Below are 15,572 nucleotides of genomic sequence, written 5' to 3'. Positions count from 1 at the left end.
GACTGAGCTAAAAAAGGCGATTCTGAACTACCTCGAAAAACACAATCAAGACCCTCGCCCTTTCCGTTGGACCGCAACCCCAGAAGAAATCCTCTCCAAAGTCAGTTCAATTTGCAAAAGACTTTCCTAACGGGACACTAGTGTCCCGATCGATCCTTCTACCAAACTTCGAGCGACCAGCCTCAAACCCCACTCGAAAAGAGATCATAGGTCCGGCCTCCCACCTTATCGGCATAATTGAGGTAAGCCCGATTGGCCACCGCGTAGCCCGCTGGGGTGGGGTAGTGGCCCGTGAAATACCAATCGCCACAGGGGGGATCGATGCTGGCCGCCAGATTCTCAATGCTCTGGTAGACAATCTCAATCTCCCCCTTCCAAGCGCTGTCAGTCGGCCTGACCAGTTGGGCGATTTGCTGGGAAATCTCCTCTGGGCTGAACGGCTCATAAATGCGCTGCACGCAGTTGCCCATTTCAGAGACGGGCTTGCGCAACTCTTCGACACAGGCCTCCCGCACCTCTTCCAAGACCCGGTTTCGCCCTCGGCTTTTGAGCAGTTCGACCGCGGCTTGGAAGGCGATGAATTTGCCTAGTTCTGACATATCGATCCCATAGCAATCCGGATAGCGGATCTGAGGAGCGGTCGAGGCAATCACGATCTTCTTGGGATTGAGTCGAGCCAGGATATGCAGAATGGACTTCCGCAAGGTGGTCCCTCGCACAATGGAATCGTCCACCACCACCAGATTGTCCTTCGCTTGGACCACTCCGTAAGTGACGTCGTAGACGTGACTCACCAATTGGTTGCGCCCGCTTTCCTGGCTGATGAAGGTGCGCAGCTTGATGTCTTTGTGCGCGATCTTTTCCCCCCGCGGCCAGTTGGCCATGATGAGTTCGTCGAGCGTTTCGTCGATGTTTCCCTCATTCAGGCTCCCCGCCAGAATGGCCCTCCGGAGCTTCTCTCGGACCTGCTCACGGCGGTACTCCCGCAGGCCATGCATGAGACCGTGGTAAGCCACTTCGGCCGTGTTCGGGATGAAGCTGAAGACGGTGTTTTCCAAGTCATCCCCGACTGACTGGATGATCTGGGGAACGAGCTTTTGCCCCATGCGCTTGCGTTCGCGGTAGATGATGGGGTCATTCCCCCGGGAAAAGTAAATCCGCTCGAAGGAACACGGGGCGAGGGCCTTTTCTTCGTTGAAACGGTCCAGCGAAATCTCGCCGCTCGCTTTGATGGCGAAGACATGGCCCGGGGGCAGGCCCCTCACCTCTTCCTGGCTCACCCCGAAGACGGTCATAAGCGGCACGCGCTCCGAGGCGAACGCCACCAACTCCTCATTCTGGATGTAAAAGCAGGGACGAATGCCATTGGGATCCCGCATCACAAAGACATCGCCATTCCCGACCGTGCCTGCGATGGCATAGCCGCCATCCCAGTATTCGGCCGAAACGCGGGCCAGCCGCTGGAGATCCAGCTCGTGGGAGATGCCCAAGGGGATCTTTTCGCCCGGCAGGCCTTCGTCCCGCAAGCGATGGTAAATGGCATCGTGCGCCTCATCCAGATGGAAGCCGATTTCTTCCAAGACCGTTTGGGTGTCGGTGCCAAAGACCGGGTGCTGGCCCCGGCGCACCATCAGGCGATTGAGCTCGCCGGCGTTGGCCATATTGAAATTGCCCGCCACCATCAGGCTCTTGGTGGCCCAGTTGCTCCGGCGGATGTAAGGGTGGCAGGAGCCCTCTTCAAAGGCGCCGGACGTGCCATAGCGGAGGTGCCCCAGTAGGATCTGCCCGCCAAAGTCAAAATGCTCTTTGATCGTCTCAGGCTTGGCCTCATCGATGATTTGGGCCCGCCGCAATTCCTGGTAGGTCTTTTGCGGGCCTCGAAACACCTTGGAAAGCGAATTCGCTTTCGAGGAATTGCGTTCTCGAAACAAGTAGGGCTGCCCATGGGCCGTATTGATTTTGCAGCACCCGATCCCCGCGCCATCCTGACCCCGGTTGTGCTGCTTCTCCATCAGGAGGAAGAGCTTTTGGAAGCCGTAGAGAGCAGTCCCATACTTCTGCTGGTAGTATTCCAAGGGCTTGCGCAGACGGATCAGCGCCACGCCGCATTCATGTCCGATGGGATCGCTCATGGGGAGGAGAGGGGTTTTAGGAATCGATGGCGATGGCCACCCGCGGTCGCTCGGAAGACGGGCGCACCATACGCCCCACCATCCTGCCTGCCGGATCCAAGTGGGTCAGTTTTTCGGCTTCGGCTTCTGGGAGAATCGCGACCCATCCGATGCCCATATTGAAAGTCCAAAAAGCATCATCGCCGTCCACCTGGCTCAGCACCTTGCCGACCGCCCCTTTCTCCCACCTCGGAATGGTCAACTCCGCGGCCAAGCCCTCCGGAAAGAGCCGCTCCAAGTTCTCGGGCAAGCCCCCGCCGGTGATGTGGGCATAGCCCTTGGGCCGGACACCGATCTCGCGAATGGCAGCCACCACATCCCAGTAAAGCCGGGTCGGGGCCAGCAGCTCCACGATTTCATCGTCCGAAAAGGCCTCCGCCTTCTCCCGGAGCACGCGTCGAATAAGGCTCCAGCCATTGGCATGAAAGCCATCGCTGGGGAAGCCCACCAAGACATCGCCCTCTGCAATCTGAGACGGATCCAGCAAGTCCTCTTTCTCGGCCGCCCCAATGCAGAACCCGGCCAACTCTGCCAAGCCTTCCGGCACCATCCCCGGCATCTCGGCCGTTTCTCCCCCCGCCAGAATGCAGCCGCACTCCTCGAGGTATTCCGCCATCCCCGCCACCAAGCGCGTCAGAATCGGTTTCTCCAACTTCGCCACCCCGAGGTAATCCAGAAAGAGCAGCGGGTCCCCCCCCGTCGTGAGGATGTCGTTCACGCTCATGGCCACCAGATCCTTGCCAGCGGTTTCCAGCAGATCATGCTTGAGGAGCAGCTCGAGCTTGGTGCCCACCCCATCGCAGCCTGTCACCAGCACGGGGTTTTGGTAGCCGCTCAAGTCGTAACTGGCCGCAAAGAGGCCGAAGGCTCCGAAAAGCTTGCGACGCCCCTCGGTCCGCGCCCGGAGTTCATCGATGTCGTGCACAAACTCGGCCGCCGCTTGGATATCAACGCCGGATTCCTTGTAGGTCAGCTTTTTACTCATGAGGTGGGGGAAAGCAGGTGCTGGTAGATCGATTGGAAAAAAGAATAGCCCGTACCGCGCTCGCCCTCGCCTTGCCAATCGGGATCATAATGATGGCGGCGATGGAGAAAGCGCTCCGGGTGAGGCATGAGCCCCAGCACCCGCCCGGTCTCATCTTGCAAGCCCGCGATGGCCGCCGCCGAGCCATTGAAGTTCTCAGCGTACGTCAGGGCGATGGCTCCCGCATCCCGCAGTTCTTGCACCGCTCGCTCGCTCACAAAGCGTCCTTCGGCGTGGGCCACAGGAAGCTCCAACTCCCGGGGCACCCCTTGCAAAAAAGGACTCTCGGGTGCTTCCACTCTCAAACCCGCCCAGCGACAGACAAACCGACCCGAACTGTTGTCAATGAGGCTGCCCCCGGGGAGCAGCCCCGTTTTCGTGAGAATCTGGAAGCCATTGCAAATGCCGAGAAGGCACCCCCCTGCCGCCACGAACTCCTTCAGGGCCCCGCCCACTTTCTCTTCCAGCCGCAGCTGGGCCAAGCGACCTGCCATGATGTAGTCCCCGTAGCTGAAGCCACCCGAAAAGAGCACCAGATCCGCTGGCTCCAGATGCCGGGGCGTCAGCTCGGCCGTGGGCAGCAAGGTGGTGCCAAAGCCGACCAGCTCCAAGGCGCGGCGGGTTTCGGCATCGCAGTTCGTTCCGGGGAACTTCAATAGTAGCGCTTGAGGCCGCTTTTCCATAGTGCTTTGAGATCGCTGAGAGATTCGCGCAGGAGGGGGGTCTCGCCCTGGGTCACGACCAAATCGGCATGCTGACTGCGAGCCTGCCCTAAAAGAGCGAACGGATGATCGGAAAAGACCGCCAAGACATCCGGCACCTTCTCCGGGGAGATTTCCAAAAGAATGCGGGAAGGCGTTTCCGCGAAAAGCCGGGCTAGAGCAGGCACCTCGCCCCGGACCGGGAGCGCCTCCAGATCGATTTCCAACCCCCCCTTTCCTGAGAAGCCCATTTCGGCCAAGGCCGTCACCAGTCCTCCCTCCGAGCAATCGTGGGCGCTCAGAAAGAGCCCGTTGCGACGCGCCTCATGAAAGTCCCGGTAGCTGGCCATAGCGGCCCCGGCCTCGGTCGCCGGGACGGGCTGCACCCCCAACTCCGCCCGACGGGCCAAGACACTCCCGCCCAGTTCCCCGGTCGTGGCCCCGAGAATACCGATGACCGAATCGGCCCGGCGCAGGGAAGAGCCCAGGATGTGATCGAGATGGTGCACGATGCCAATTCCGCTCGCCAAGAGGGTCGTGGGGATGGAGATCGAGCCGTCTTCGGTTTCAAAGAAATTGTAGAACGAGTCTTTCCCCGAAATGAAAGGCGCTCCAAAAGCTACCGCCGCGGCCGACATGCCTTTGACGCACTCCACGAGGGCTCCCAGTTCCCGGGGGTCGTCTGGATTGCCCATACAGAAATTGTCGAGCAGCCCGATTTCATCGGGATCGGCCCCCACCAGGACCAACTGGCGCACGCACTCGTCCACGGTGGCCGCCCCCATGGCAAAGGGGTCGGTCTTGCCCCACTCCGGAAGAATCCCCAGACTGATGGCAGCCGCCTTGTCGTGAAAGCCGAGATCGATGACACTGCCATCCTGCGGGGCGTCCCCCTGGGCGCCAGCCAAGGGCTTGAGCAGGGTATGGCCCATGACCTCGTGGTCATACTCGCGAATGATGGGCGAGCGGGAGCAGACATTGAAATCACCCAACACCTCCCGCAAGAGCGGACCAGCCTGGCCCACCTCAGGCAGGGAAAGCGGGGTGGGCTCGGGAATGGACCACTCCGTCACGAAGGACCGCCTGGGGGCATCGTGGAGATCGCCACAACGCAGCTCACACACCATCACGCCATGGTGAGTCACCTTGAGAACGCCCGAGCCATCCGCCTCCCCTAAGACGCTCAATTCGGTCTCGTAGCGATCTGCGATTTCTTGCAGACGGGCCACCTTTTCCGGTTCGGCGGCCATGACCATTCGCTCCTGACTTTCGCTCAGGAAAATCTCCCAACTGGTCAGACCCGGTGCCTTGAGCGGGCAATTCTCCAGGTAAATGGACCCCCCGCACTCGCTCAGCATCTCTCCGGCCGCGCTCGAAAAGCCTCCCGCCCCGCAATCGGTGATGAAGTCGATCAAGCCCTCATCGCGTGCTTCTAAAATGAAATCCCCGACCTTCTTTTCCTCAATGGGATTGCCGATCTGCACCGCCTGCTGGTCCTCCTCGTGGGAACCGGTCGTGAGCGAGGCCGAGGAAAAGGTGGCTCCTTTCAGACCGTCTTTCCCGGTCCGCCCGCCGGCCGCCAAGACCTTCATGCCCGCCTTGACCTCCTTGGGGATATCCCGGATCGGAATGACCCCGGCCGTCCCGCAGTAAACCAGAGGATTGTAAATGTAACAGTCGTCGAACTGAATGGCGCCTGAAACGGTGGGAATGCCCATGCGATTGCCGTAATCGCGCACCCCGCGCACCACTCCCCGCATCACGCCCAAAGGATGAATGACGTCCTGTCCCTTGATCTGCTCCGGGGGCGTGTCGGGTTGCCCAAAGCAAAACACATCCAGCGAAGCAATCGGCTTGGCCCCCTTTCCCGCGCCGAGAATGTCCCGAATGACACCACCTAAGCCGGTGTTGGCACCCGCGTAGGGCTCGATGGCGGAGGGGTGATTGTGCGTTTCCGCTTTCAGGCAGACGGCGGTCTCTTGGTCGACTCTGATGAAGCCGGCATTGTCCACGAAAGCCGAAACCACCAAGCCGGGCTTCTGCGCCATGATGCGCTCGGTCGGGTCTTTGATGAAGGTCTTGAAGAGACCGTCGATGACTTCCCTGCCCGCAGGCGTGCGGTGCTCGATTCGCGCTCCGAAAATCCGGTGCTTGCAGTGCTCGCTCCACGTTTGGGCGATCACTTCCAGCTCCACATCCGTCGGTTCGCGACCCTCCTTCTGGAAGTAGGCCTGGATGACGAGCATGTCCTCGCGCAGGAGGGACAGCTTGCGTTCCCGACTGAGCGCCTCCAAGGCGTCGGGATCGAGATCGAGGAGCGGAAGGGACTGGAAACTCGCTTGGCTGGTTTCGGGCACGGGAGATCAGGCGGTAGCGGTCGCGATCGACCAAGAATGGATGGCAGGATTGCAAATGTCTCGGACGAAAGGCGTCTCCTCGACCGAGTCCCCGAAGACATAGACCCGCGTAGCCAGTCGCAAGCCCTCCAAAGCGAAAGGCTTCTCGGTCAAATTCCGGTAGTAGCTCAGAATGGCCTCTTTCTCCAAATCGAGCGCACCCGCCTTCATTCCGTAATCGAGAAAGAACTTGGCCCCCGCCACCAAGGGCCGCCCGTCCCAGCCCACCTCCTGACTGACAGGGTCCACCAGCACCTTGCGGACAAAGTTCTGGGCCGCCTCCAGCTGGCCCGCAAAGTCAAGATGGTAGAGGCGGCTTTGGAGGACCGAGGCCTCGTAGGAGAGCGGCGCATAAAGGAGCTGCGAGGCATCCTCCGGCTCTTGGTAGCGGCTTTTGACCTCAACTCGCAGTTCCATCCTTTAACACGGTTTGCAGGCGACGAAGCACCTCGCGGTAGCTTTCCATGACCCCGCCGAGATCGCGTCGGAAGCGGTCCTTGTCCATCTTCTCATTGGTTTCCAAGTCCCACAGGCGGCAACCATCCGGGCTGATCTCGTCCGCCAACACCATTCGGGATGGATCCTCAGCCAAGCGACCAAACTCCAGCTTGAAATCGACCAGCCGCAGGCCCGCCTTGGCAAAAAGCTCGCTTAAAATCTCGTTCACTCGCAGAGCCGCCTCGCGCAGAAAAGCCAAATCCTCCGCCGTGGCCAGGCCCAGCTCGCGAATGTGATCGTCATTGAGAAGGGGATCGCCCAACTCATCGCTCTTGTAGGAAAATTCCACCGTGGGCGCGGAGAAAGGCCTGCCCTCTTCCACGCCATATTTCCGGCTGAAGCCGCCCGCCGCCACATTCCGCACGATGACCTCCACCAGAAGGATCTCGACCTTCTTCACGATGACCCGCGTCTCATCGACCGAGCGGACCAAGTGGTGTTCGATTCCGCGCTTTCCCAAAAGCTCAAAAATCAGGAGACTGATGGCGGTGTTGAGGAGGCCCTTCTCCTCGAACTCGGCCTTTTTCTTCCCATCGAAGGCCGTGGCATCGTTCTTGAACTCCATCAGGAGTTCGTGGGGGTGGTCGGTCGCGAACAAGCGCTTGGCTTTCCCTTCGTAGATGGCCTCCATTCGCGATAAGGTGTTCTCAATCAAGCGCTCCCCAAGCGAAGTGCCCGCACCGTCGCCAGCGCTTCCATGAAGAAATGGTTTCACAGAGGGGAAGCGCTGACTATGCTGGGCCGCCCTCATCGGTCAAGCGGAACGCCCATGAAATCTGACGCCTCCTCTGCCACCTTGCGCCTGCCTCTCGGGCTGCGTCTGGCAGCCGCCACCTACCCTCTCCTCCGCTCCTTGCTCTTCCGCTGGGACGCGGAAACCGCGCACGTCCAGACCCTCCGCTGGCTCTCCCTGGCCGGGAAAACCGGCCTGCTTCGCTCGCCTCGCAGGCTCCCGGGCCGACCCGTCGAATGCATGGGCCTGACCTTCCCGAACCCCGTGGGCCTGGCCGCCGGCTTGGACAAAGATGCGGAAGCCGTAGAAGGCTTTGGCGCGATGGGCTTTGGCTTCCTTGAGGTCGGCACCCTCACTCCCCAGCCTCAAGCAGGCAATCCCCCGCCCCGCCTCTTCCGCCTCCTTCCCGAAGAGGCCATCATCAACCGGATGGGCTTCAACAACCACGGAGTGGACGCGGCAGTCGCTCGTCTCCAAAGGCACCGCTACACCGGCGTCCTCGGGGTCAACATCGGCAAGAACAAAGCCACTCCCAACGAGCAAGCCTTCCATGATTACCTCTACTGCTTGGAGGCGGCCCACCCCGTGGCTGATTACCTGGCAGTCAACTTCTCCTCGCCCAACACCCCAGGCCTGCGCGAACTGCAAGGTCGCGAGGCCCTGCTCCGGCTGGTCGGCGGACTGCGCAAACGCCTCGACGCCCTCAACCAAAGCTCCCAGCGCTCGGTCCCCTTGGCGGTCAAAATCGCGCCCGACCTGAGCGATGACGAGATCGCGACCGTCGCCCACGCCCTCAAGGAAGCCGGCGCGGACGGCGTCATCGCCACCAACACCACCCTCGCCCGAGAGGCCATCTCGGGGAACCCGCTGAGCGGCGAGGCGGGTGGACTGAGCGGCCGACCCCTGACCGAACGCGCCACCGAAGTCATCGCCTGCCTCCGCCACCACCTCGGCCCGGACTTCCCCCTCATCGGCGTCGGAGGCATCCTGAATGGTTCCGATGCCCGGGCCAAACAAGAGGCCGGGGCCCATCTGATCCAACTCTACACCGGATTCATCTACCGCGGGGCAGCCCTCGTCAAAGACTGCCTCCATCACCTGGCTTGACCTAAAGAAATCCAGCAGGAGGCATCCTGGTTCGATTCTCTTCCCTTCTTATACCAAGCTGCAGAATTGGCTGGTAGAGTGGCCGAGTGGATTTCGGTTCACTCGTCGAGCTCCTCCACCACCCAGACCCCCGCCTCTCGCCGAAGAATCCTCACTTCAGCTCCCTTGGCAGCCAAGCGCCCCTTGGTGGTGGCGTCCAGAATCTCATTGTTCCAAGCGATCTTGCCCGCCGGACGCAAATCGGTCTGGGCCACGGCCACCTTTCCCTTGGGCGACTCCTCTGGCTGGGTCTCCAGAACGGCCGCCGCCGAGCCCCCGCCCGCGACCGCCGATTCCAGCGTCATCCAGCTTCCAAAGACCCGTGTCTTCGGCAAGTAGCGCATCAAGACCAAAATCAAAATGAGGCCGCCTAAAAGTCCCAGCGAGAGTTGCACCATCGGTCCACGAAGTGCCTCAAAAATCTGGCCCACCCCCAGCTCCTCCTGACCGGGAAGCTTCTCCAAATCTACCCGATCCACCATGGCCGTGAGCAGGGAACCAATGACACAAAGCATCCCGACAATGCCAGGAATGAGGAAGCCAGGAAGCAGGAAAAACTCCACAATCAAGAGCACCACCCCGACCCCAAAGACAAAAGCCAATTCCCATCCACCGAGCTTGCCCGCCACCCCGGTCGCAAAGAAAAGCGTGCCGAAAGCCAGCAGCGAAATCGCCCCCGCCACCCCAAAGCCCGGGGCCTGCGCCTCCGTCCATGCGGCCGCGATTCCCACCAGAATCAGAATGGCCGCGTAGTTGGCCACGATTTGTGCGAAAAGCTCAAAGCCCAAAGGCTTGGCCTCGACCGTCTCCGCCTCCATCCCCTCCAGCGCCAACAGCTCCTCCAAATCGGCCACAATCCCAGCCGCCAGCAGCGGTTCGCCGCTCGCATTTTCCTCGACCGCCTGTTGCGGGGACAGGCCCAGCAGCGTCTCCTCATCGTCGAGCACTTCCCCGTTCCACTCAAAGGTCGCACTCGGGATCATCATGGCCCGGACAATGGCCGCGCGGCGCTCGCCTCCTTTCTCGAGGGCGACACTCTCCATCATAGGAAGGAAGGCCGCCTCCACCTTCTTCTTCATCATGCCCTCGATTTCCCCAGCCGAACTCACGATCCCGGCCGCTCCGATGGAGCCAGCCGGGGCCATGTAAATGCGGTCGCAAGCGCAGGCAATGAGCGCACCGGCCGAGATGGCGCGCGTGTTGACATAGCCAATCAAAGGCATGCTCATATCGAGCATTTCCTCCATCATGATGCCGGCCGTCTGCCAAGCATCGCCCCCCGGGGTGTTCAGCTCGAACACCACCATGGCGGCTTTCTCCTCTTCGGCCCGCTGGAGGGTGCGCCGCATGAACTCAAAGCGAGGGCCATTCACCAAATCGTTCTCCCCTACGGGAATGACGACCACCTTGCCGACATAGCTCTCCTCCTCACTCCGGCCGAAGATCTTCTTGGTGGGCTTGGACTCGCCCTGCTCCCTTGCTTGGGCCACCTCTTCCTCCTCCGTTTCCACCGCCACCATCTTCCTCCTTTTCTCCTCCGTGCCCGACCGATCCCGGGCCGCCAAAAAGTCCTTCCACCCCTCTCGGTCCACCATCACAAAATCGCTCGGGAGACCGGCCTCTTGCAGAAGTCCCTCCAAACTTTTGGCGACCCCATTGGCCAGCAAAGGCGCACCCTCCACCTCCATCGTAGCCTCGGCCGCGGAGAGGGCCAGCAGGCTCCCCTTGGCGGACAGCACCTCTCCTGAGGGCAGGGCAAACTCCATTTTGGGATCGAGGAAAGCTTGCGCCAACTTAGGGTCGCGTTCCTTGTATCCCGCAATCGCGCGAACCTTGGCCAAGGTCACATCGCTCACCCCCGTCTCAGCCAGCACCTGGTCTTCCGCCTCCTCGGCCACCTTCACCAGCTGCTCCCCGCCGATGACCCCGAGCGGCCCGAGGTAAATCTGATCGCAGCCCAGTGCAAAGAGGGCCCCCGGACCGACCGCCTCGCTCGGAATCCAGGCCACCGTCGTGACCTCGGACTCGGCCACCGTCGAGAGGACGCGACTGACCTCATCATAGGAGCCTTGCTTGGCCTCGATTTGAAAAATCACCGCCGGCAGCTTCTCCTCCTGGGCCCGCGTCAGCACTTTCTCGATGAAGCGGAGTTTGGCCCCGTTCTTCAAAAGCGCGTCCTCCACCTTGACCACCAAAACCTCGGCCCCGGCCGACGGGAAAACCGAGCCAAAAACAAGGGACAAAGCGAAGCAGAGGGTTCTCATATTTGGCAAACGCGGCGTTTCACAGTAGATACGCTGGCTACCGAAATTTGCGACCGCAATCCCTTCGGAGCGCGAGGCCATGGGACGCATCACGCAGGACAGTATCGACCAAGTCTTGGCGGAGACCGATATCGTGGACGTCGTGGGAGAACACGTCCAACTGAAGCGCTCGGGAGGCAACTACACGGGGCTTTGCCCCTTTCACGACGAGCGGACCCCCTCCTTCAACGTCAGTCCCAGCCGCCAAATCTACAAATGCTTCGGCTGCGGGGCGGGCGGGAGCGCCTTCAAATTTCTCATGGAATTCCATCGCATCCCCTTCCCGGAAGCGGTCAAGCGCTTGGCGGACAAGGCTGGCATCACCCTGCGAGAGGAGGCCGGCAGCGGGGACGAGGACAAGACCGCCCAACGGCGGGCCGCTGCCCTCGAGGTGCTGCAAGCGGCCGCCGCCTTCTTCCACCAACTCCTCCTGAAATCGCCGGAGGCCGCGGAAGCGCGCGCCTACCTGAAAAGCCGCGGCCTCAACAGCGAAATAGCCCGCCGCTGGCAGCTAGGCTACGCGCCTCCCGAGTCCGAATCTTTTCTCGCTTGGGCCCGCAGCCAAAAATTCAAAGCACGCCAGCTCATCGACGCCGGCTTGGCGGCCCTCAAAGACGAAGCCCAGCCCAAAGGCGGCCTCTACGCACGCTTCCGCGACCGCATTCTCTTCCCCGTGAGCAATGACTATGGGGACACCATTGCTTTCAGCGGTCGACTCCTCGATCCCAACGCCAAAACCGCCAAATACCTCAATTCCCCCGAAACCGTCCTCTTCGAGAAGAGCCGCACCTTCTACGCCCTGGACCGGACCAAGCGCGCCATCTTGCGAGAGAAGGCAGTCCTGGTCTGCGAAGGCCAGCTCGACCTCATCACCTGCGTGGAACACGGCATCGAAAACGTCGTCGCCCCCCTCGGCACCGCCTTCACCGAGCAACACGCCCGCATCCTTCGTCGCCACGCCGAGCGGATCCTCCTTTGCTACGACTCGGACGCGGCGGGACAAAAAGCCGCCGAGCGGACCTTCCGGCAGTTGGCTGCCTTTGGCTGTGAAGTGCGTCTGGTCCGTCTTCCAGCGGGAGAAGACCCCGACTCCCTCATCCGCTCCCAAGGACCCGAAGCCTTCCGGGGCTTGCTCGAGTTCGCCCAGGAATTCCTCACTCATCGCATCCACGAACTGCGGGAAGAATTCGCCATCGACACCGCCAGCGGACGCATGCAAGCCGCTCGCTTGCTCGCCGGAAGCATCTCCGCCTACACCGAGAACATTGCCCTGGAGGCAGCCGTCGACCAAGCGGCCTCCTCCCTTCGCCTCGCCCGAGAGGACCTTCTCCGACTCGTCCACCAGGAGCAAAAGCGCCCTCTCCGCCGGGAAACGACCTCCGGCGCGGACGGCCCGACCGAGGCCAGCCGCTCTTCGCTTCTCGACCTCGTGCGACAAAATCGAGCCCTCGCTAGACTCTGTCTCGCCTGCATCACGAGCGACCAACTCCGAGCCCAAGTGCGCGACTCCTTAAGCGCCGAAAGCTTTCCTCAAATCGAAGGGGGAGAACTCCTCTCCCAGTTAGCGAGCAGCCAAGTGGCCTTGGAAGAGCCCGGAGCCATCTCTCAAGTGCTCTCCCGGCTCAGCGGGGAGATGAGCGACTGGCTGAGCCAAGCGCTCTTCGAGCAAGAGCAGACCTTGACCGCGCCGGAAGTAGGCAGCGCTTTGAAAGCCGTTCGAAGAGACCTTCTGGCTCGTCGCATCGCGGAAGAGAAAGGTCGCTTGGCCTCGAGCGACCTTCCGGCACACGAGGTGCTCTCCATTCAAAAGGAAGTCCTTGACCTTCAGCAGCAGCTAAGAAAACTTGGAGCTTCTTCCTCTCTCTAATCTCCCTCCGCATCCAACCATGGCCAACTCTAAGGCTGCCAAAAAAGCCTCTTCAGGTCCTCGTGCGCCCAAAAAGGCCAAAAAGAAAACCCAGGGCAAAGCTGCTAAAAAAGGAGCACGCAAAAAAGAGCCCTTTCTCCCAGCCGACGAAGAGACCCTCAAGACGAAAATCCGTCACCTCGTCAAGTTGGCAAAGGAGCAGGGCTACCTCACCTTTGATGACCTGGGAGAAAGTCTCTCCGACTTCGATTACACCCCGGACCAGATCGATGAAGTCTACTCTCGGCTCCAAAGCATGGAGTTCCAGATCATCGACGCCGCGCGGGTAGACAGTCTCAAAAAACCAGCCAAAGCCGCCCCCGCCGAGAAAGCCGCCGAAGAAGGGGAGGACGAGGAGGAAGAAGACGAGAGCAAGAACTCCTCGCTGGACGTCCTTGATGATCCCGTCCGGATGTATCTGAAGCAGATGGGGCAGGTGCCGCTCTTGAGTCGGGAAGAAGAAGTGGCCATCTCCAAGCGGATCGAGAAGGCCAATAATGAAATCCGGCGTTGCATCTACCGCTACGGCTTCATCGCCCAAGCCCACTTGTCGATCGCCAGCAAGTTGATCGATGGCAGCGAACGCTTTGATCGCATCATTCAGGATAAGAAGGTCGAGAATCGGGATCGCTACGTCCGCTCTCTCAAGCCACTCATTGAAAACTTGCAGCAGGTCATCTCAGAATGCTCCCAGACCTTCGCCAAACTCAATCAAAAGCCGACTGAAAAGAAGTTTGCCGACTTCGATGAAAAACTGACCGCCCTCCCCAAACTCTACAACAAGCTCTACCTCAAGCCCTCGGTTCTCGAAGAGCTGATCGAAGTCTGCGACGTCTTTCACAACAAAGTCGGCGATTGCCTGGCGCGGGACTGTTCCGAGCTCGAGCGCGAGGACCTGGAGTCCCAGGCCTGGGTCGATTTGGATGGCTTCCTGGAAAGCCACGCCGAGCTGAAATCCTGGGCCAACGAAGCCTCCAAGGCCCGCACCGAAATGGTGGAAGCCAACCTTCGCTTGGTCATCTCCATCGCCAAGAAATACACCAACCGCGGGCTCTCCTTCCTCGACCTCATTCAAGAGGGAAACATGGGTCTGATGAAGGCCGTCGAACGCTTCGAATACAAGCGCGGCTACAAATTCTCGACCTACGCCACCTGGTGGATTCGCCAAGCCATCAGCCGCTCCATCGCGGACCAAGCCCGCACCATCCGGATCCCCGTCCACATGATCGAAACCATCAACAAGCTCATGCGGGTGCAAAAGCAGTTGGTGCAGGAATTTGGACGCGAACCCACCCCGGATGAGCTGGCCGAGGAAATCAAGCTCCCGGTCGAACGAGTCAGCGCGGTCATGAAAATGGCCCAACAACCGGTCTCCCTGCACGCTCCAGTCGGCGATGGGGAGGACAGCAGTTTCGGCGACTTTCTCGAAGACAAGTCCATGGATACCCCCATGGAAATCGCCTCGGCTGCCGTGCTGAAAGACAAAATCCGCGAAGTGCTCGACACCCTCTCCGATCGCGAGCGAGATGTCCTCGAGGAGCGCTTTGGCCTCAAGGACGGCTACGCCCGGACCTTGGAAGAGGTCGGGAAGCGCTTTCAAGTCACCCGCGAAAGAATCCGGCAAATCGAAGCCAAGGCCCTTCGGAAAATGCGACACCCCACCCGCATCCGTCTCCTGGAAGGCTTTCTCGATCTCGAGCAGATCTGACGCAACTTTTCCCCCTGGGGAACGTTTCCCCTCTCGTCATGGACCGACCCACCCGCCACGCCTCCGACGCTCCCGCTCCTCTCGAAGAGGATCGCGTCTGGGATTTGTTAGAAAAAGCGCCGCCTCGTCGGGCCAGCCCTGCTTTTTCCCAAAAAGTCCTGCGTGCGGTTCGCCAGCAAGAAGCCGCGCCCTCTCGCTGGGTGGAGCTGGGAAAATTCTTTCTCCGTCCGGCAGCCCTCGTGGGAGCGGCAGCAGTTCTTTTAGGGATGTTCTTTCTCAGTCAAACCGTCCCCTCGTCTCAAGAGACGCCCCCTTTGGCAAAAGAAACCAGCCCAGGAGATTCCCCCACCCCGGTTCTCCTGCCACCCAACCCGGAAGAACCGGCCGCGGACAGCCTCCCCGAGGAATTCCAGCAACTGGCACTGGTCGATCAAATCACCACCTCGTCCGATTTCTCGGACCTGGACGAAGGCATTCTCGTGGCCCTGTTGTTCTAGGACCACCCCCACTTTTCGCCAAACTTCCAAAGACTGCCTCAAAAAAAGGGCCTCGGCTTTCACCGAGGCCCCTCTGGACAAAAGTCTTAGGTAGCAAGAGCTCAGCCCAATTTGGCGAGAATGGCTTCCAACAACTGATTGTTCTTGGTCAGGAGAGCCCGATTTTCGGTCAGCAGGGAGTTGTTGGTCGCGAGCGACTCGGCATTGGCTGCCAGGGTGGACTTGTTTTCGACCAAGGTCGCTTTGTTTTCGGCCAACATTCCATTGTTGGAAGAAAGAGCGGCCTTGTTCTCCGACAAAGTCGCTTTGTTCTCTGCCAGCGTGGCCCCGTTGCTAGCCAGGGTGGCCTTGTTCTCGACAATCACCGACGAATTCTCCACCAACTTGTCAGAGTTGGCAGCGAGGACGGCCTTGTTTTCTTTCAGGATGGAGTTGTTTTCTTGAACGAGTGTTTCTGTGGACATAAACCTTCCCCCTACCCTCTGGATC

Annotated in this window: 12 protein-coding genes; 4 read left to right on the top strand and 8 right to left on the bottom strand. The window is 60.4% G+C overall.

Going from position 1 to position 15,572, the window contains the following annotated elements:
* Positions 1 to 182: 182 nt before the first annotated feature.
* Genes AAF555_10065 through purC form a run of 6 tightly spaced genes read right to left on the bottom strand, consistent with a single transcriptional unit; the run spans position 183 to position 7,421 of the window.
* On the bottom strand, positions 183 to 2,132 hold the full coding sequence (locus tag AAF555_10065) for an amidophosphoribosyltransferase (GenBank protein MEM6911910.1): 1,950 nt from the start codon (positions 2,130 to 2,132) through the stop codon (positions 183 to 185).
* A 16-nt stretch (positions 2,133 to 2,148) separates the two neighbouring features.
* A complete protein-coding gene (purM, locus tag AAF555_10060) occupies positions 2,149 to 3,156 on the bottom strand; it encodes a phosphoribosylformylglycinamidine cyclo-ligase (protein MEM6911909.1) in 1,008 nt (335 codons plus the stop codon).
* A complete protein-coding gene (gene purQ, locus AAF555_10055) occupies positions 3,153 to 3,878 on the bottom strand; it encodes a phosphoribosylformylglycinamidine synthase I (protein ID MEM6911908.1) in 726 nt (241 codons plus the stop codon). The genes purM and purQ overlap by 4 nt, the downstream gene beginning before the upstream one ends.
* Positions 3,848 to 6,253, bottom strand: a complete 2,406-nt coding sequence (gene purL / locus AAF555_10050; GenBank protein ID MEM6911907.1) for a phosphoribosylformylglycinamidine synthase subunit PurL — start codon at positions 6,251 to 6,253, stop codon at positions 3,848 to 3,850. Before purL ends, purQ begins: the two co-directional genes overlap by 31 nt.
* A gap of 6 nt (positions 6,254 to 6,259) precedes the next feature.
* The gene (locus tag AAF555_10045; GenBank protein ID MEM6911906.1) at positions 6,260 to 6,709 is read right to left on the bottom strand and encodes a hypothetical protein; all 450 of its coding nucleotides are present in this window, start codon (positions 6,707 to 6,709) and stop codon (positions 6,260 to 6,262) included.
* Complete coding sequence (gene purC / locus AAF555_10040) at positions 6,693 to 7,421, bottom strand: phosphoribosylaminoimidazolesuccinocarboxamide synthase (GenBank protein MEM6911905.1); 729 nt, start codon at positions 7,419 to 7,421, stop codon at positions 6,693 to 6,695. The genes AAF555_10045 and purC overlap by 17 nt, the downstream gene beginning before the upstream one ends.
* 138 nt (positions 7,422 to 7,559) lie before the next feature.
* Here purC and AAF555_10035 point away from each other — a divergent pair, with 138 nt between their 5' ends.
* On the top strand, positions 7,560 to 8,630 hold the full coding sequence (locus AAF555_10035) for a quinone-dependent dihydroorotate dehydrogenase (GenBank protein ID MEM6911904.1): 1,071 nt from the start codon (positions 7,560 to 7,562) through the stop codon (positions 8,628 to 8,630).
* 98 nt (positions 8,631 to 8,728) lie between these two features.
* Here AAF555_10035 and AAF555_10030 read toward each other — a convergent pair whose 3' ends face one another.
* Positions 8,729 to 10,933 carry a S49 family peptidase gene (locus AAF555_10030; GenBank protein ID MEM6911903.1) on the bottom strand — a complete coding sequence of 735 codons (2,205 nt, stop codon included), beginning with the start codon at positions 10,931 to 10,933 and terminating at the stop codon, positions 8,729 to 8,731.
* A 79-nt stretch (positions 10,934 to 11,012) separates the two neighbouring features.
* Between AAF555_10030 and dnaG the strand changes: the two genes are divergently transcribed.
* From dnaG to AAF555_10015, 3 genes are read left to right on the top strand one after another with little or no spacing between them, the layout of a single operon-like run.
* Positions 11,013 to 12,839 (top strand): DNA primase, encoded by a 1,827-nt coding sequence (gene dnaG / locus AAF555_10025; GenBank protein MEM6911902.1) that lies wholly within the window; start codon positions 11,013 to 11,015, stop codon positions 12,837 to 12,839.
* Between the two features lie 19 nt (positions 12,840 to 12,858).
* Positions 12,859 to 14,586, top strand: a complete 1,728-nt coding sequence (rpoD, locus tag AAF555_10020; protein ID MEM6911901.1) for an RNA polymerase sigma factor RpoD — start codon at positions 12,859 to 12,861, stop codon at positions 14,584 to 14,586.
* Between the two features lie 38 nt (positions 14,587 to 14,624).
* Entirely contained in the window at positions 14,625 to 15,083 is a 459-nt protein-coding gene (locus AAF555_10015) for a hypothetical protein (GenBank protein MEM6911900.1), read from the top strand.
* A gap of 101 nt (positions 15,084 to 15,184) precedes the next feature.
* Here AAF555_10015 and AAF555_10010 read toward each other — a convergent pair whose 3' ends face one another.
* Entirely contained in the window at positions 15,185 to 15,547 is a 363-nt protein-coding gene (locus AAF555_10010) for a hypothetical protein (GenBank protein MEM6911899.1), read from the bottom strand.
* Positions 15,548 to 15,572 lie beyond the last annotated feature (25 nt).

The sequence above is a fragment of the Verrucomicrobiota bacterium genome (genome assembly GCA_039027815.1).
Taxonomy (GTDB): Bacteria; Verrucomicrobiota; Verrucomicrobiia; order Verrucomicrobiales; family JBCCJK01; genus JBCCJK01.
This window is presented reverse-complemented; position numbering and strand designations above follow the sequence as displayed.